This window comes from Sphingobacterium chuzhouense (genome assembly GCF_014692525.1).
Classification (GTDB): domain Bacteria; phylum Bacteroidota; class Bacteroidia; order Sphingobacteriales; family Sphingobacteriaceae; genus Sphingobacterium; species Sphingobacterium chuzhouense.
On the sequence record NZ_JACNYL010000004.1, the window covers coordinates 326,573 to 344,204 of the forward strand.

At 40.3% G+C, this 17,632-nt stretch carries 14 protein-coding genes and 1 rRNA gene; 6 read left to right on the forward strand and 9 right to left on the reverse strand.

The window, feature by feature from the left end; genetic code table 11:
• Positions 1 to 58: 58 nt before the first annotated feature.
• From hemL to rbfA, 7 genes are all read right to left on the reverse strand, one after another.
• A complete protein-coding gene (hemL, locus tag H8B21_RS17685; RefSeq protein ID WP_190315175.1) occupies positions 59 to 1,369 on the reverse strand; it encodes a glutamate-1-semialdehyde 2,1-aminomutase in 1,311 nt (436 codons plus the stop codon).
• Positions 1,370 to 1,554: 185 nt separating this feature from the next.
• Positions 1,555 to 2,529 carry a porphobilinogen synthase gene (gene hemB, locus H8B21_RS17690; RefSeq protein ID WP_190315176.1) on the reverse strand — a complete coding sequence of 325 codons (975 nt, stop codon included), beginning with the start codon at positions 2,527 to 2,529 and terminating at the stop codon, positions 1,555 to 1,557.
• Between the two features lie 50 nt (positions 2,530 to 2,579).
• Complete coding sequence (gene hemC / locus H8B21_RS17695) at positions 2,580 to 4,172, reverse strand: hydroxymethylbilane synthase (protein WP_190315177.1); 1,593 nt, start codon at positions 4,170 to 4,172, stop codon at positions 2,580 to 2,582.
• Between the two features lie 110 nt (positions 4,173 to 4,282).
• A complete protein-coding gene (hemA, locus tag H8B21_RS17700) occupies positions 4,283 to 5,524 on the reverse strand; it encodes a glutamyl-tRNA reductase (protein WP_190315178.1) in 1,242 nt (413 codons plus the stop codon).
• Between the two features lie 248 nt (positions 5,525 to 5,772).
• Positions 5,773 to 6,423: a hypothetical protein gene (locus H8B21_RS17705; protein ID WP_190315179.1), complete on the reverse strand. Its 651-nt coding sequence runs from the start codon at positions 6,421 to 6,423 to the stop codon at positions 5,773 to 5,775.
• Positions 6,424 to 6,458: 35 nt separating this feature from the next.
• The gene (gene aat / locus H8B21_RS17710; RefSeq protein WP_190315180.1) at positions 6,459 to 7,118 is read right to left on the reverse strand and encodes a leucyl/phenylalanyl-tRNA--protein transferase; all 660 of its coding nucleotides are present in this window, start codon (positions 7,116 to 7,118) and stop codon (positions 6,459 to 6,461) included.
• A 24-nt stretch (positions 7,119 to 7,142) separates the two neighbouring features.
• Positions 7,143 to 7,514 carry a 30S ribosome-binding factor RbfA gene (gene rbfA / locus H8B21_RS17715; protein WP_190315181.1) on the reverse strand — a complete coding sequence of 124 codons (372 nt, stop codon included), beginning with the start codon at positions 7,512 to 7,514 and terminating at the stop codon, positions 7,143 to 7,145.
• Positions 7,515 to 8,140: 626 nt separating this feature from the next.
• On the opposite strand from rbfA, the gene argH reads away from it, so the two are divergent.
• A complete protein-coding gene (argH, locus tag H8B21_RS17720) occupies positions 8,141 to 9,472 on the forward strand; it encodes an argininosuccinate lyase (RefSeq protein WP_190315182.1) in 1,332 nt (443 codons plus the stop codon).
• A gap of 13 nt (positions 9,473 to 9,485) precedes the next feature.
• Here argH and H8B21_RS17725 read toward each other — a convergent pair whose 3' ends face one another.
• Positions 9,486 to 10,553 carry an aldose epimerase family protein gene (locus H8B21_RS17725; RefSeq protein ID WP_190315183.1) on the reverse strand — a complete coding sequence of 356 codons (1,068 nt, stop codon included), beginning with the start codon at positions 10,551 to 10,553 and terminating at the stop codon, positions 9,486 to 9,488.
• A 114-nt stretch (positions 10,554 to 10,667) separates the two neighbouring features.
• On the opposite strand from H8B21_RS17725, the gene H8B21_RS17730 reads away from it, so the two are divergent.
• Together H8B21_RS17730 and H8B21_RS17735 are read left to right on the forward strand one after the other, a co-directional pair.
• Entirely contained in the window at positions 10,668 to 12,014 is a 1,347-nt protein-coding gene (locus tag H8B21_RS17730; RefSeq protein ID WP_190315184.1) for a deoxyguanosinetriphosphate triphosphohydrolase, read from the forward strand.
• Positions 12,015 to 12,032: 18 nt separating this feature from the next.
• Positions 12,033 to 14,150 (forward strand): type IA DNA topoisomerase, encoded by a 2,118-nt coding sequence (locus H8B21_RS17735; RefSeq protein WP_190315185.1) that lies wholly within the window; start codon positions 12,033 to 12,035, stop codon positions 14,148 to 14,150.
• A gap of 4 nt (positions 14,151 to 14,154) precedes the next feature.
• Here the strand turns inward: H8B21_RS17735 and dctA are convergent, their stop codons facing one another.
• Positions 14,155 to 15,414 (reverse strand): C4-dicarboxylate transporter DctA, encoded by a 1,260-nt coding sequence (gene dctA, locus H8B21_RS17740; RefSeq protein ID WP_190315186.1) that lies wholly within the window; start codon positions 15,412 to 15,414, stop codon positions 14,155 to 14,157.
• Between the two features lie 193 nt (positions 15,415 to 15,607).
• On the opposite strand from dctA, the gene H8B21_RS17745 reads away from it, so the two are divergent.
• From H8B21_RS17745 to H8B21_RS17755, 3 genes are all read left to right on the forward strand, one after another.
• Positions 15,608 to 16,591 (forward strand): hypothetical protein, encoded by a 984-nt coding sequence (locus tag H8B21_RS17745; protein ID WP_190315187.1) that lies wholly within the window; start codon positions 15,608 to 15,610, stop codon positions 16,589 to 16,591.
• A gap of 42 nt (positions 16,592 to 16,633) precedes the next feature.
• The gene (locus H8B21_RS17750) at positions 16,634 to 17,050 is read left to right on the forward strand and encodes an energy transducer TonB (RefSeq protein WP_190315188.1); all 417 of its coding nucleotides are present in this window, start codon (positions 16,634 to 16,636) and stop codon (positions 17,048 to 17,050) included.
• A gap of 507 nt (positions 17,051 to 17,557) precedes the next feature.
• A 16S ribosomal RNA gene (locus H8B21_RS17755) occupies positions 17,558 to 17,632 on the forward strand; the annotation flags it as partial.

The window sequence follows — 17,632 nt, forward strand, 5'->3', positions numbered from 1 at the left end:
AATTATTTTTATGATTTACTACTTCTGTTATCTAACAAATATAAAGTAAAAAAGTTTTTCATTCAAAAGTCGTGTCCAACGCTATCTTAATGGCTTCTATAGTTTGTTCAAGATCATCCTGTGTATGTGCGCTGGAAATAAAACCAACTTCGTATCCGGAAGGGCCAAAGTATATACCTTGATTAAGCAGTGAACGGTGCATGACTTTATATTTTTCCATAGAAAGCGGATCAATTTCGTCCGCTCGTTTGATACTTTTTTGGTTTGTAAAAGCAAACCAAAAGATGGAGCCAACCGTGAAAATCTGAACCGCATAGTTTTTACGCTCTATATAAGCGCGTATTGCATCTACAAACCCCTGCGTTTTCTGTTCCTGTCTGGTGTAAAAATCTGGTTCTGCCAATACTCGAAGGGCCGCAATTCCTGCGGACATAGCCACCGGATTCCCAGATAATGTGCCCGCTTGGTACACGCCTCCGTCAGGCGAAATATGCGCCATGAGCTCCTTGGAGGCACCATACGCACCTACGGGCATACCTCCACCAATGATTTTTCCATATGTAATAATATCGGGTTGTATATTATAGTAACGTGCAGCTCCTTCAAATCCTAATCGAAATCCGGTAATCACTTCATCAAAAATGAGTAAAGTACCATGTTCCTGTGTAATTTGGCGCAAGAAATGGATATAATCCTTATCCTGGATCAATAGTCCGTTATTCGCGGGGATACCTTCTATAATAACAGCGGCGATCTGATTGGAAAATGAAGAGAAAACCTCTTCCAAAGCTTGTTTGTCATTTAATGCGATGACGATAGTTTCATCGGCAAATGCTTTAGGTACACCGGCAGATGATGTTTCGCCAAAGGTAACTAATCCCGAGCCGGCTTTGACCAACAGCGAATCGGAGTGACCATGATAACAGCCCTCGAATTTTACAATCTTATCTCTTTTAGTAGCTCCCCTAGCCAAACGGATAGCGGACATAACTGCTTCTGTTCCCGAACTGACAAAGCGAATTTTTTCAATATAACGGTTATTCGTTAAAATCAATTCAGCTAGCTCGTTTTCCAATCGGGTAGGTGCACCAAAACTTAGTCCCTTGTCTAACTGCTGTGCTACGGCTTCTCGTACTTTATCATCGTTGTGCCCCAATATCAGAGGCCCCCATGAGCAACAGTAATCAATAAATTCGTTGCCGTCCGCATCCCATATCCGGGCCTTATCCCCTCGTTCAATAAAGAGAGGAGTACCATATACTGATTTAAACGCCCGAACCGGAGAGTTTACACCTCCTGGGAAATAATTTTTTGCCTTCTCAAAAAGCTCCGCAGATTTTTTTCGTGAAATATCTTGTTGTTTTGTCATTTCGTGATTCTTAATTTGTGAATAGTATACTTTGTAAGTTTTAAGGTTTGTACTATCCCCTCCTTAAATTTTAATGTCGCATCCGGAGATTTGAGGTTTGTAGAAATCCATTCTTAGCACGGTACATTCTTCTCAAATGTCCGAAGCGACGAGGTTTTGGTTCTTTTTACGGGAAAAAGAACACACTAAACTAACCATTTCTTTTCTAGTACCTCTTTTGCGTGATAAGTCAGTATTGAAGTTGCGCCAGCGCGACGGAAACTCATCAATGTTTCCATGATAGCACGCTCTTCGTCCAACCATCCATTGCGAGTAGCGGCTTTCAGCATGGCATACTCACCCGAAACATTGTAGGCCGCGATAGGTAAGTCAAAATTATCGTGTAATAATTTGATGATATCCAAATAAGGAAGCCCGGGTTTAACCATCAGGAAGTCCGCACCTTCTTCTGCGTCTAATTGCGCCTCAATAAGAGCTTCCCGTGAATTTGCAGGATTCATTTGATAAGTCTTTTTGTCCCCTGCCTTTGGTGCCGAATTAAGGGCATCCCGAAAAGGGCCATAAAAAGCCGAAGCATATTTTGCAGTATACGACATCAGTGAAACATGTGAAAATCCACTTTCATCAAGCACCCGGCGGATATAGCCAATGCGCCCGTCCATCATATCCGAAGGAGCAATGATGTCGGCACCTGCTTCTGCATGTGCAAGCGCCATCTTCCCTAATATATCTAAGGTTTCATCGTTTAGGATAATACCATTTTCCACAATTCCATCGTGTCCGTCCGAGCTGTAAGGATCCATGGCTACATCCGTTACTACACAGGCTTCAGGAAAGTTTTTCTTAACTTCTTCGATAGCTCTCAAATAGAGATTGTCTTTTTTATAGCTTACAGTAGCATATTTATCTTTAAATGAGTCTTCAATATTGGGGAAAAGGTCGAATGCATATAACCCAAGCTTCATACAGCTTTCTACCTCGCGCAACAGATTGTCAATAGAATGCCGATAGATTCCGGGCATGGAAGAAACCTCGGTTTTCTGATTTTGCCCCTCTATAACGAACAGTGGAAAAATAAGGTTGGCGGGTGTTAGATGATGCTCTTGGATCATATCCCGGATAACGGCAGATTTTCTATTTCTTCTTGGACGATGCAACATTCTTTGTTATTTAGTATTTAATATTATCTTTATTAACCATCAGTCATTTACTACTCATAGTCCAGGCCAAAGATTGCTTCTGACAGTCCTATTTCATCGGGTGTGAACGGAAGCGTGTAGTTTAGCCCCATAGCGTCTATCGCTTTCGCAGTAGAATGCCCGATACAAATAATTTTTTGACCAGGGTCGATTAGATTTTCTTGAAAATACGCCTCTACATTACTGGGACTTGTGAAAATTAGCACTTCGGCATTGGTTTTATCCACATGCTCTTGTATCACCGTTTCATAGAAAGGCATATCAATAACTTTCGTATTTGACGTAAGCGCGTTTTGGATAGACATTAAAGAATCTTTTGCTCTAGGAATGAAGACTGTTTGGCCATCGACAAGTTTAGCAAATTCTTTCGCAATGTCTTCCGTCTTGATACCTAAGTTATCTCCCGAAAAGTCGGCTACGCGGCCATATTTGCGTAATGCATCTTCAGAACCTCTACCGAGTACGGCGAGTTTTGTCTTTTTTAAAATCCAGGGGTCTAATTTGAAGAAATGCTCAATAGCATTTTTGCTATTAAAGAAAATCCAATCCGCACGTTTTAAAATAAAAGAATCCAGTTTATTGATAGTTGGATATATTCTAATGAGAGAACGTGCATCAACCTGAATGTTGTGCTTTGCCAAATAGCGACCTAAGTAGGAGTTTTCGTCTAAGTCACGTGTAATGAAAACGCTGCTAGGCAGCTTTCTTTCTTTTTGGAATTTGGCGAAAATTCGATCAGGCATATCGTCTGTATTTTCAGCACGTGTATATAAGCGATTTGGAAAATCTTCATTGTCTTCGGCAATGGAGGTCCAGGCTTCGTACTGACCATCTTCGGTTTCTCGACAAAAACAGCCTAAAGGAGCGTGACAGCCCGCGTCGAACAAATTCAGTACTTTTCGTTCTACTCCAATAACGTTCGCAACTTTTTTATCATGTATTTTCTGAAGAAGATCAAACAGCTCTTTGTCGACTTCACGAATCTGCACGGCTAACACACCTTGAGCAGGAGCAGGGATAACCTCGATGGGCGGTATTTCTTCAATATGGAAGTCTGTTAAATCCATTTCAATGCGGGCAATGCCGGCTTTTGCCAATACGATAGCGTCATATTTTTCATCACGCAGTTTCTGAATACGTGTTTGCAGATTACCTCGGAGATCGATAAACTCTAGATCCGGACGTAAAGATAATAATTGAGCCTTACGCCGATTGGACGAGGTGCCGACAGATGCATTATGTTTTAAAGACAGCCTTTTTTTAATATCAACACAGTCCTTGTGGACAATAATCAGTTCCGATGGATCTTCCCGCTCAGATACTGCCGCGATGATTAGACCAGGAGGATTGACGGTCGGTAGGTCTTTATGAGAGTGAACAGCCAAATCTATTTGCCCCATAAATAACTCTTCTTCTAGCTCTTTAGTGAAAAATCCTTTTCCCTCGAGTTTATCCAACCGTAAATGTTGAACGATATCTCCTTGGGTTTTGATAATTTTCAATTCGGATTCTATGCCAATCTCAGCCAACCTTGCTTTGATAAACTCGGCCTGCCATAATGCCAGTTGACTACCCCTGGTTCCGATAATAAGTTTTCTATTCACTGTCTACTGCTGCTTAAATGGTGTGCTAATGCGTACAAAAATAACCAAATAGCTATACAATCCCGACTCTCTTTGTCAGAATTATGGTATATTTTCTGTACGGAAGACGATTAGTTGATTTCTGTTTGGGAATTTTTAACCAAGATCTCTTTAGCCATCACCATAGGTACTTTGATGTACTTTTTTTCCATGTAGCTGATAACTTTTTCTAATACCTCACGCGCTTGAGGATCGAGGTTTTGAAGGTCCTGTGCAAAAACTTCGTTCAAGGCAAAGGATCGAATTTCTTTGATTTTTTCAGGTACTTCGCGCATAGCCACTTCGACACGACGTTGCTTAACGATTGGTAAAAACTCTTGTATATTTTGTTGGATGATAGCATCGGCATTTTCCAACTCTGCATAACGATCTTGTTTGTTTTTTTCTGCAATCGCCTGTAAGCTACTGACTTCGATGTAATGTATAGGAAACTGTGCCACTACTTCAGCATCGATATCATTAGGAATGGCTAAATCAACGACCACTTTTTTGTCTGTTTCTCCGTTCAGGAGCGAATTATAAAGGTTTATATCAATGATTGCCTCAGGCGAGCCTGTGCATACAATCATCACATCAAATCCTTTTTTATAATGAGACAATTCGGATAATGAATAGGCTTCCGCATTTAATTCCCGAGCTAATTTCTGTGCATTTTTCAATGTACGATTGAAAATGACAAAATTCGAGTGTTGATGTTTTTTTAGATATTTAGCTAAGTTTTGATTGGTTTCTCCTGAACCGATAACTAAAATCCGGGGATTAGCCGGCAATTTGGTCTCTTTAAGCTTGCGATAAGCTAATGAAACAACGGAGATTGGATTGCGGGAAATATTCGTATAAGTATATACTTCTTTAGCCGTTTTAACCAAACGATCCATAACCAAACGTAAATAATCGCCTGTGAAACCGGCTGTACGGCATCTTTCGTATGCACGACGTACTTGTGCCAGGATTTCCTTTTCGCCAACAACCAAACTTTCAAGTGAGCAAGACATACGAAAAAGATGGTTCAGTGCATCCATGCCAGAATAGCGTGTAACCTGCCCTAAATAGCATTGCAAACGTTCTGCAGGAACGCAGAAATTCATTTGATGCATAAAATCAGCAACAAACTCATCGCTCAACTCATGTCCGCCACAAAACACAAATTCCACGCGGTTACAAGTTGCGATATAGAAAATCTCAGGAATATCCAACGTGGTTTTCAGGTTCACTAAGCGATCTTCTAACTCTTCGTTGCAGATGACCAAATTCCCCAAGTCTTTTAATTCGACATGCTTGTGGGTAAATGCTATTACTTTTAAATTCTTCAAGGCCTAGATCTTGCTCAATAATTTTATCCCTGCAAATGTAGAGTAAAAGCCATTGTTTTCTGTCAAAAATCTGTCAATACAGTGAATTTAGAATGGTTTTAAATAGCGTTAATTTTTTGTTAAACGGTTGAAATATAATGTTTTGTGTATTTTTCGTTTTATTGATGTGATTAGAATCATAAATTTGGACAGGGATAAGTGACGCAAGTCACAAGTTTTTCCTGACCAATGATAATCCTTTTGTCTGTTTAGCGCCGATTTGGGCGGTGGGAAATAAAATGATCTTTTAATTTGTCTAGCCCAATGTTTTCTTCAGGTTTGTCCAATTCATAACGCCAAACTTTTGTCTCTAAAAGATCATCGTTTTCTTTAGAGCGGATGAGATCAAGTGGTTTTACACGAAACTCCTTACGCAGAGCGGATGTTGCATTATGTGGCAACATACTGTACCTGAGAATTTGTATTTCGAAGTTCGGCCACTTGCCAGCGTTCGAAAAATTTGCAGAATAAAACTGGATGAAATCTCTAGCCAATATCTTCTCTGCAAATACTCCTGTGCGTTTAGTACCGTTAATTTCGTTGGCGACCACCAAGATATCATAGGAAGTATGGTTAATAAAGTAAAATTTGGCAAGACCATCTTTTTCTTCTCCTGCAATACCTATATAGATTCCGCGTTCTATAAAAGGAGTATTGGCAACTACTACTTTTGTTCCTGTATCAAGATCGTCAGCGCGGTGCATATTGCCGTGCACCAATGTAATTTTATTGGCGGGTACAGGGATCTCAAAACCGGAATCATCCGTTACACCTATAATATCGTCGTTCTGAAAGGAAGTAATGTGTCCTTCGATTGGTTCGTCTACAAAACGAACAAAATCTCCAATTTTAAATTTCATTTAATTTTTTCGTTATGGTTTGCTGTCCAAATATATTATTGGATAGCAAACGGTTCAATTATTTGTTTTTGTAGCAGTTGATAGTAAGCCGTGCCGGAAATAAACTTTGCGCCCAAAGAAGCTAAGTGTTCACTGTATATTTGACAATCAATTAGTTCGAAATTAAATGTTTGACAGAGATTAATTAAGGCAAGTTTAGATGCGTTTGATGCGTGTGAAAACATACTCTCGCCACAAAATACCGCACCAATCTGTATGCCGTAAAGCCCACCCACAAGTACCCCATTTTCGTTGTATGTCTCTACACTATGTGCGTAGCCCAATTCATGTAAACGAATATAGGCTTCTTGCATGTCCGCGGTAATCCATGTTCCTTGCTGATCTTTTCGTTTCGTGGTGGCACATCGGTCAATGACTTCCATAAAAGCAGTGTTATGTGCAGTCCGAAAAAGTGAATTTCGTATAAACTGCTGCATACTCCTTGTTATCTTAAGTTCCTTCGGATCGAGTACAAAGCGTTCGTGCGGTGCATACCACAAGATAGGTGTTTCATCAGAAAACCATGGGAAGATTCCATGCTGGTAAGCCAATAATAATCGTTCGGAACTCAAATCTCCCCCAATGGCGAGCAAACCATCATCATCCGCCAGAGAAGGATGAGGAAATATAAGACGACCATCTAAAGAATAGGGCATAAAGAACGTGAAATGAACAGTACATTAATCCGGTTGTCTCGGTTCTTTACTTATTTTTTCAAATAATTTGTCCATGTGTTCGACGTATTCATTCGTGTCGTCCAGAAAAAATTCTAATTCCGGGACGATTCGAGCTTGATTTTTGATTTTTATGCCCAACTTATAACGTATCTCACTTGTTCTGCTTTGGATTTGTTTCAAATCTTCCTTTGCTGTTTTCGTATTTAAGAAACTTAAGTATATACGAGCAATCGCCAAATCCGGCGTAACCCTTACTTTCGTTACTGTTATAAAAGCTCCGGGCGCCCAAGAATTGCCATCTCGTTGGAATAGTGCCGCAAGATCTTCTTGAATGACCCCGGCGAATCGTTGTTGTCTTTTGCTCTCTGTTCCCATATCTACTTCAATTTTTATAAGACTGTCTAAAAAAAATTAACGCTTACTCTTTCTGTTATACTGAGCTTGCGGATACAATGAATAACCATCTTTAAACATGGTTTTAGATCCTTCAATATGTTCAGGATGAAAGAAGAAAAACAATCAATAAGCTTTAGACAGCTACGTGTCTATGACAAAGATACCAATATATTATAAAAAAAGCGTATCACCCTCTCCGTGATACGCTTCAGAACAAAATTAGTTTATAAGTGGTCAGCCGGATTTCTTTTCAAGCTTTAAGACCTTCGTCTATCACATTTTAGTTTGTTAGCTTTGGTAAAATAAAGTGTAAGTATTAACTCACTTGTCTTTATTTTTGTTATTCCATTTCCCCTTTACGCCTACAAACATAGGGATATAAATTATTCACACAAAGATATTTTTTAAAAAAAAGTAAGTGATCACTTTTTAATTGCTACAGTTATTGTTTTAGGAAGTACTAAATAGTCCTTGTGTTTATTGGGGAAGATTCGATAAATTTGTGACAGAAACTAGTAAATAAAACCACAAGGGGCTTCAATAGAAAAGGGATTATTGTACAGAATAAAAATACCGTTGTTGCTCTGATTAAAAACAAAAACTAAATGAAGATTTGGCAGAAGAATATTGATGTGGATTCATTTGTAGAAGCGTTTACCGTAGGCAATGACAGGGAAATGGACTTACATTTAGCGGCAGCGGACGTGTTAGGATCGTTGGCACACACCCAAATGTTAAATAGTATAAACTTGATGAGTGATGAGGATCTGGATGTCGTTCAAAAAGAATTGAAGCAAATCTATCGTGATATCTTAGCCGGAAATTTTGTGATCGAGGATTCGGTGGAAGATGTACATTCCCAAATAGAGATGTTGCTCACACAACGAGTAGGAGAAGCTGGAAAGAAAATCCACTCGGGAAGGTCTCGCAATGACCAGGTTCTGGTCGATCTCAAATTATATTTTCGTTCTGAGATACAACACTTGGTACAACAAACGGATATACTCTTTCATAAACTTATCCAATTGAGTGAACAATATAGACAGGTATTGATTCCTGGTTATACACATTTACAGATTGCGATGCCCTCATCTTTCGGCCTATGGTTTGGAGCATACGCTGAAAGTCTGGTGGATGACTTGGAAGTGTTAAAAGCGGCATGGAAGGTGTGTAATAAAAATCCATTGGGTTCTGCTGCCGGATATGGTTCTTCATTCCCGCTTAACCGCAAATTGACGACTGAATTATTAGGTTTCGATGATTTGAACTATAATGTAGTCTATGCGCAAATGGGGCGAGGAAAAACAGAACGTATTTTAGCGCAGGGAATGAGTGCTATAGCGGCTACGTTAGCCAAGTTTGCGATGGACGTATGTCTGTTCATCAATCAAAATTTTGGCTTTATATCTTTCCCAGCTCATTTGACCACGGGATCTAGTATTATGCCACATAAGAAAAATCCGGATGTGTTTGAATTGATACGGTCGCGCTGTAACAAGATTCAGGCGCTACCAAACGAAATCGCGTTAATGACGACAAACCTGCCGTCGGGCTATCATCGGGATTTACAATTATTGAAAGAAAATCTTTTCCCTGCCTTCCAATCCTTGAGTGACTGTTTGGAAATTACGGCTTTTATGTTGGATCATATTTCGGTAAAAGAGCATATTTTGGATGATCCTAAATATGATTACTTGTTTAGTGTAGAAGTAGTAAACAATGCGGTGTTGCAGGGGGTGCCATTTCGAGAGGCTTATCGCCAGATAGGATCAGATATTGATAACGGAACATTTCAGCCCTCAAAAGAAGTACACCATACCCACGAGGGGAGTATAGGTAACCTTTGCAACGATGAAATTTCACGGATGTTTAATGAAGTGAAAGCTGAGTTCGGCTTTCAGAAAGTGGAGAAAGCTTTAGACTCACTTGTAAAGTAAGCTAACACCATTATTAAACTATCTGCTTTTTTACGGAAAATTTATATATCGTTTCCGATTCGAATACTTGTCCGGGTTCCAATATGACAGATGGAAACTGGGGATGGTTTGGGCTATCTGGGTAATGCTGTGTTTCGAAGCAGAACGCTGATCTCGACGAATATTTACGATCCGATTTGCCGATATCTTCCGATAGGAAATTACCGGTATAGAGATGTACTCCCGGTTCCGTGGTGAACACTTCCAGGCGAATCCCTGAATTCGGCGAATAGGCAGATGCGGCTGCTTCTGAAATCGGTTTTTGATTTACGAATGTATGGTCATAGCCATTGCCGCGTTTTAATTGCACGTCGTCTTTATCGATATCTTGTGATATTTTCTTTGGCGAGCGAAAATCAAATGCGGTTCCATCTACCGATACTTCGCTATCCAATGGTATCTGATTTTCATCAATCGGCAGAAAATGGTCGGAGGGAAGATGTAAGATGTGGCTGAGCACATCGCCTTGCCCTTCACCATCTAAATTGAAATAGGCGTGATTAGTTAGATTGATGACTGTTTTTTTATCTGTCTCCGCTTTGTATTTTATAACAATTTCATTGTCTTCTGTCAATTCATAAGAGACGGTGACTTTTAAATTTCCAGGAAACCCTTCTTCGCCATCTGGTGAGACATAGCAAAAGTCTATTTTCTTTTTGAAGGATATGCGTCGGTCCCATACTTTGGAATGGAGGCCTGTAGGTCCGCCGTGTAAGCAGTTGCTGCCATTATTTTGCTGTAATGTATATTTTTTGCCGTCTAAATGAAAGCATCCATTGGCAATGCGATTTGCAAAACGCCCTACGGTTGCACCATGATATTGTTCGTCAGCCTGTAGATATTCATGGATCGAATTGAATCCCAATACGACGTCCCGAAGATCTCCGGTCTTATCTGGAACTAAAACACTGACAATGCGTGCGCCATAATCTGTAAAGGCTACCTGCATCCCCATGCGATTTCTTAGGATGAACAAATGTGTTTTTTTACCGTCAATTTTGTATTCAAAATCTTGATAGTCCGGCAGTGAGTAGATAATCATGATATATAAGGGTTTACGCCATAAATATACGGAATAAGCTTGATAAGCTCAAACAAAGTAACTATATACTCAATAAACCTTATCTTTGTTACCAAACGTAAACGTATACTTTACATGAATTGGAAACAGTTATTATCTGCGAAACGTTGGGGGTATGAGTACCGCGAAGTGAGTGACCAAATCGATGCGCGTTCGGAATTTCAACGGGATTATGATAGATTGATATTTTCTTCACCTTTTAGAAGATTGCAAAATAAAACACAGGTTTTCCCTTTGCCAGGAGCAGTTTTTGTACACAATAGACTAACTCATAGTTTGGAGGTAGCAAGCGTGGGACGATCGTTGGGACGTCTTTTTTATAATATTATGAAAAAGGAAAACCCAAATATCGATCAAGAATATCCGTTTCTGCAAGAGGTTGGCAACATCGTTTCTGCGGCTTGTTTATCACACGATTTGGGTAATCCTGCCTTTGGACACTCGGGTGAGGCGGCCATTTCGTCCTATTTTACGGAGGGTAAAGGACAAGAATATAAACAGCTTGTCAGTGCTGAAGAATGGGCTGACTTAACACACTTTGAAGGTAATGCCAATGCGTTGCGCATACTAACACATGCTTTCAACGGGAAAGACGAGAAAGGATTTGCTTTGACTTATGCAACGTTGGCGTCTATCGTCAAATACCCTTGCTCTGCCATTGACGGGCATAAGAAAAATAACCATCATCGTAAAAAATATGGTTATTTTGATACGGAAACAGGCGCATTTAGAAAAATTGCTGGAGAGTTGGGATTGAAAGCAGATCCAACAAACCCAGATGGTTATCTACGCCATCCATTGGTATACTTGGTAGAAGCTGCTGATGATATATGCTATAATATTATAGACTTGGAAGATGCCCATCATCTAAAAATACTTTCTTATGCGGAAGTAGAAGAGCTGTTATTGCCCCTTTGCGGAGGAGAAGATTTGCGAAACCGGCTCGATGGGCTAGCGGATACAGGCAGTCGTGTAGAACTCTTACGTGCTAAAGCAATTAATACTTTAATTCATGGCTGTGCGACGGTATTTGCGAAGAATCAAGGTAAATTTTTGGCCGGTACATTTGAGAAGCCACTGATGGATGCATTGGATGATAGCATCGTGATGCAAATGAAGAAGATATCGGAAATATCTGTCGCTCGCATTTACAATGCGCCCACCGTAGTACAGATTGAAATAGCAGGTTTTAAGGTAATGAATGCGTTATTGGAAGAATTTATTCCTGCCTATTTAAAAGAAGATCAAGGTCACTTTGATAAAAAGATCGTCGCGATGATCCCCGAGCAGTTTCATACTGCGCAAACTGATACATATGCCAAGATTCGAACGGTACTGGACTACGTATCAGGAATGACAGATATTTATGCGGTGGACTTATATCGGAAAATAAAAGGTATATCGATCCCCTCGTTGAAATAAATTTAACGGTATAGTTTGATGAAAGTTGTTATAGCGGAAAAACCATCTGTAGCTAGGGATTTGGCTCGTGTGATGGGGGCAAAGGAAGTGAAAGATGGATACATTACAGGTAATGGTTATGCTTTTACATATGCTTTTGGCCATCTGATACAATTGTGTACACCACAGGCGTACGGTTACCCTACATGGACAGTGTCTAATCTGCCGATTATACCATCTGAATTTCGTTTGGAAGTAAAGAAAATAAAAAGGGATGGGAAGCAGATAGATGATGCTGGGGCGAGTAAGCAATTGAATACGATTAAGGAATTAATTGCGCAGGCGGAGGAGATTATCGTGGCAACGGACGCCGGGCGTGAGGGAGAGTTGATTTTTCGGAATATATACTATTATCTCCAAGCAGAAGTACCATTTAAAAGACTTTGGATTTCTTCCCAGACAGATAGGGCCATAAAAGAAGGGTTTGCTAATCTGAAAGACGGAACGGAATACGATAGTCTTTATATGTCTGCTAAATCACGCGCGGAATCGGATTGGTTGATTGGGATAAACGCCACACAAGCATTGACATTGGCAGCGGGAAACAGGGGGCTCTTATCTTTAGGGCGGGTACAAACACCCACTTTAGCGATGATTTGTTCCCGATATATGGAGAACAAGAATTTTAAGCCGCAAGCTTTCTACAAAATACAGGCAGGTTTCGAAAAAGATAATATCAGGTTTAAGGCAACCTCTACTAAAATAGATAAAAAGGAGGAGGCAGAAACGGCTATAGGAAACCTCGCTGTGGGAACGGAGGCTAAAGTAATTAAAGTAGAGGCTAAGGAAACGAAAGAACAGCCGCCTTTGCTATTTGATTTGACATCGCTGCAGCAGGATGCCAATAAAAAATATGGATATTCGGCTGATCAGACATTGAGTATTGCGCAGACGTTGTATGAGAATAAAGTGATTACATATCCGCGTACAGGATCTCGTTATATCGGGGAAGATGTTTTTGAAAATATAGCGGAACTTTTTCAGCATCTTGCCCATACCGCGGACGAAGAAATTGCAGCGATAAGCCGTAACCTAATCGGCGCGAAATTAAATAAAAGATCGGTTGATGATAAGAAAGTGACAGACCACCACGCTTTGTTGGTGACGGAGGAAAAACCCGGGCCATTGCGCAAAGAACAACAGCATATTTATAATATGATTGCAAAGCGTATGGTAGAGAGTTTCTCGGATGTGTGCTTGAAAGATATTACAACCGTCACGATCGACGCGAAAGGGATAGAGTTGATAGCGAAAGGAACGGTTATTAAACAATATGGCTGGCGTCTATCTGCTGAGCAGGTTGATTTACCCGATGATGACAAGAATATAGATGATCAAGATAATGAAAATGCGCAGTTGCCGAAGTTAGCAGCGGAAGAATCGCTTGAGATTTTGTCGTTGGAATTAGCGGAGCGTTTTACCAAAGCAAAACCTATACATACAGAAGCATCACTCTTGAAAGCGATGGAAACTTCTGGTAAAGAAATAGAGGATGACGAAATGCGGCAGGCTATGAAGGATTGCGGTCTCGGTACACCGGCTACCCGGGCAGCAACTATAGAAACACTTTTTCAACGGGAGTATATCAAGCGTGAGAAAAAGAAACTCATACCTACAGAAAAAGGAATTGCAGTTTATCAGCTAATCAAAGATCGTTCGATAGCGAAAGTTACATTGACTGGAAAGTGGGAGCAGAAACTCGAAGAAATGCGTGCCAATAAAGTGTCTTATGCTGTTTTTATGAAGCATATCAAGGATTATACCGTGAAAATCACGAAAGAGCTGCTTCAATTGCGCGTGGCTATACAACAGGAGGAAATAAAGCCGCAGCAAAAGGGAAAAATAAAGTGCCCGAAATGCGTCTCAGGGAATATGCTTTTGTTTGATAAGGTAGCACAATGTGACCATTACGCCAGAGGTTGTGATTTTAAGATTTGGCGTACATTAAATGGGGTGTTTCTAGAGGAAAGAGAAATGAAAAGTCTACTGGAAAAGGGGAAGACCTCTATATTGAAAGGGGTGAAAAACAAAGATGGTCAATCTATTGATGCGGCACTCGTTTTTAAAGATTTTAAAGTCAGTCTAGACGATGCGTGATGAATCACAATTTACGTTTCCCTAGTGCTTCATTCAACATATCTGTATCGATTTCTTTTTCCCATTTGGCCATAATAAATGCAGCAGAAGTATTTCCGATGATGTTGGTCAGCGCACGAGCTTCGCTCATAAAACGATCTATTCCGAATACGATGGCAATGGATTCTACAGGGATATGTCCCACGATAGGTAAGGTGGCGGCTAAGATAACAAAACCGCTCCCTGTGACACCGGCTGCCCCATTAGAGGTGAAGGTCAGTATAAAAAGAAGAAATAATTGTTCATTCCAGCTCATGGGTTGACCAATGGCTTGAGATAAAAAAATCGCTGCCATCGTTAGATAAATAGCAGTTCCATCTAAGTTGAAAGAATAGCCAGTGGGAATGACAAGTCGTACGAGTGGTTTGCTACAACCAGCTCGCTCTAGTTTTTCCATGATGGCAGGCAGAACAGATTCCGATGACGATGTACCTAGTACAATCAACAGCTCTTCTTTAATATATACTAATACACGCCATATACTAATTTTATAACGCCACAATAAAATACCTAAAAAAATAAAGATGTAAATTAGGCAAGCTACATAAAACCATAACATCATTAAACCTAACGATTTTAGAATGCCTACACCGTATTGCCCCACGGTAAATCCGATAGCGCCCATTGCACCTATTGGTGCCACTTTCATAATCATTTTAATCACGAGGAAAATTCCGTCAAGAAAAGATTGCATTACGCGCTTAACGGGCTCGGCACGTTCTCCCATTTTGGCGAAAGCGAAGCCTAACAAGATGGCAAAGAAAAGGACTTGTAATATATTCCCTTCAGAAAGAGAGCCAATGACGTTGTTGGGGATGATATCGAGTAGAAATTGTACGACGCCTTTCTGTTTTTCGCCTTCCTCGATATAGGTACTGACTTCAGAGGTGTCCAATTTGGCTACGTCTATGTTCATACCCCCTCCTGGATTGGCAAGGTTTACAACCGCCATCGCAATAAACATTGCGCCAAAGGTTGTCAGTTGGAAATAAACCATAGATTTGACACCCAATTTCCCTACTTTTTTGATATCCTCCATGCCGGCAATACCCAGCACAATGCTACAGAAAATCAGTGGCGCGATGATCATCTTGATTAACTTGAGAAACCCATCACCAAATGGTTTTAATGCAATGCCCAGTCCAGGGTAAAAATGGCCTAACGCCACACCGATAAGAATAGCTATAATTACTTGGAAATAAAGCAGGCTGAAAAGTTTTTTCATGCAGAGTTTAATTTGTGCATTTGATTAGCATTCGGCGCAAACCTAAATAAATTCATTATAATATGCAATTTAATTGCGCATAATATAGAATGGATTTGTTTCGCTCTCCTCTGCCATCAAGGGCTATTTTATAGAGGAAATATATATAAAAAAGACAAAAAACAAACTTCAAAACCCTACCTTTGTTTTCGTTATGGCATCAAGACTTTATAATCCATTCATTTCATTCAAATTCGATAATCAAACATGTTTTTTGACGGGAGAAATGCTTCGGTCACCGGAGGAGCAAGTTCAGGTATTTCCTGTTTGGATGATGCGAGCGTTTGACCTGGAAGAAAAACCGTTCAAAATGTTGGATGAAAATATCGTGACCTATAAGTCGCTAAAACTACCTTGTTCTATACAGGTTGCTCAATCTTTTGAACAGGTAGAAGACGAAGTGGAAAAAGCCATGAAAGTAGGTTATGACGAAGTGAAGGGGCTCAATGAACGTGTATTGTTTCAGTGGATTGGAAAAATTTTGTATGGCGTTGTTTTCAACGAGATACAGGCGGGAATTCGACAAGCGGTACTTAGTGGAGAAGAGATGAATTTTTCTCAAGCGTTGGTGCATAAATTCCGGAATCTACACTTTATGTTGCAATCGCTTGTTGTGCCTATGGAATTCGAACACGTTAATCCATTTAATATACAGGTGTTCCCTGTTGATAGCGCACCGGAGACCTTTTTATACCGCGATGAAATCAATACGTTGATTTTTTCTTTACGTATGAAGGATTTTGCTGTTATCGCCACTTTACAGGATAACGGCACGAATGCTATTTATCACGAAGACATTTTGAACCATGTAAAAGAGCATATTTTACATCCTATACAATTCGAAGAAATTTGTGCTCGGTATTTTTATTCCGCTTATTTGTTTAATCGTCTTCCGGAATATACCTATATGGAGACCCCTGAAAAGGTCTATATAGAGCCCATGCCATTAAATGATTGGACATTGAAGCCAATTTTTGATAATTGGCAGGTCAAAACATACGGGCAAGTGCTAGAAAATTTTTGGAAACCATGGGGTTATACGCTTTTTGAAATTATCAAGAATCCGGAGAAACCTATGTCATTTCTCTTTGATAATGAGGGAAATCTTCCAAAAATTGTAGATTTGGCGAAGGCATAAATTTTATGTAATTTTAAGTAAACAAAGAAAGAAGGAGGAGTTATGAGGTATTGGTTGTTTGCTTTCCTGTTAAGCGGTGTATTTGGAACATTGTCTGCGCAAGCGCCCAAAGATTCTCTTATTGTCTATGATGTGGATAGGTATGCGCAATTTAATGGAGGGGTCACGGGCTGGAATCGTTTTGTGCGGGAGAACCTTGATATTCGTGATATTGTAAGTTCGATAGACAGTACAACATATGTGGACTACGGTCTTAAACAAACAGCTATAATGGAATTTACCGTATGTGAGGATGGAATTGTTTGTGATATTGAAATTGTAAATAGAAATAAAATAAGTCCAGAGTTTGTCGAAGAAGCTTTACGTGTGATGAAAAAATCACCAAAATGGATGCCTGCACTCAAAAATGGAAAGCCTGTTCGTACGCGATTTAAACAATCCATCGTTGCTATTCTATAAACTTTAATCTCCTTTTGGGCTTCACACTACTCCGCTCCGCTTCTTTAGAGAAAAAATATCGATCACGTTTCCAGCGTCTTGCGGTTTTTTTTTGGCAAAAGTGTTGCGGGTCTTGGAGCGTACGGATAAAGTTTCTACCTTTGCACCACTCCGCGAGGGAGGTTGCGCCATACGGCGGGCAGGGATCTGCCGGCCGGGGGCAAAAGGGGGAGAAAAAAAAATAATTTTTTTTTGTTTTTTAGAAAAACTTTCCTACCTTTGCAGTCCCTTCGGAAACGGGGGCGAAACAAAAGAAGTACAGTCCGGCCACTTCGGTGGCAAGATGATAGGGCCGAAGCGCGAAGCGGGGGCGAGAGAAGTTCTTTAAAGAGATGATCATGTAGCGCAGCGGTACCCCTTAGGGGGGAAGCTGTAAAGAATTACAATTTTTCCGGTCCGGGCCGTACAGTACAATCATACTGACGATCCGGTCACAGAAGAAGATGACCGGGGTCATTTTTCATTTTTACAATGGAGAGTTTGATCCTGGCTCAGGATGAACGCTAGCGGCAGGCCTAATACATGCAAGTCGGACGGGATTCC

Bases quoted from the DNA above. Each gene is read 5' to 3' on its own strand.
- aat (WP_190315180.1), bottom strand. From the start codon at position 7,118: ATGCCCTATTCTTTAGATGGTCGTCTTATATTTCCTCATCCTTCTCTG.
- argH (WP_190315182.1), top strand. From the start codon at position 8,141: ATGAAGATTTGGCAGAAGAATATTGATGTGGATTCATTTGTAGAAGCG.
- H8B21_RS17725 (WP_190315183.1), bottom strand. From the start codon at position 10,553: ATGATTATCTACTCACTGCCGGACTATCAAGATTTTGAATACAAAATT.
- rbfA (WP_190315181.1), bottom strand. From the start codon at position 7,514: ATGGGAACAGAGAGCAAAAGACAACAACGATTCGCCGGGGTCATTCAA.
- hemL (WP_190315175.1), bottom strand. From the start codon at position 1,369: ATGACAAAACAACAAGATATTTCACGAAAAAAATCTGCGGAGCTTTTT.
- H8B21_RS17735 (WP_190315185.1), top strand. From the start codon at position 12,033: ATGAAAGTTGTTATAGCGGAAAAACCATCTGTAGCTAGGGATTTGGCT.
- H8B21_RS17745 (WP_190315187.1), top strand. From the start codon at position 15,608: ATGGCATCAAGACTTTATAATCCATTCATTTCATTCAAATTCGATAAT.
- H8B21_RS17730 (WP_190315184.1), top strand. From the start codon at position 10,668: ATGAATTGGAAACAGTTATTATCTGCGAAACGTTGGGGGTATGAGTAC.
- hemB (WP_190315176.1), bottom strand. From the start codon at position 2,529: ATGTTGCATCGTCCAAGAAGAAATAGAAAATCTGCCGTTATCCGGGAT.
- H8B21_RS17705 (WP_190315179.1), bottom strand. From the start codon at position 6,423: ATGAAATTTAAAATTGGAGATTTTGTTCGTTTTGTAGACGAACCAATC.
- H8B21_RS17750 (WP_190315188.1), top strand. From the start codon at position 16,634: ATGAGGTATTGGTTGTTTGCTTTCCTGTTAAGCGGTGTATTTGGAACA.
- dctA (WP_190315186.1), bottom strand. From the start codon at position 15,414: ATGAAAAAACTTTTCAGCCTGCTTTATTTCCAAGTAATTATAGCTATT.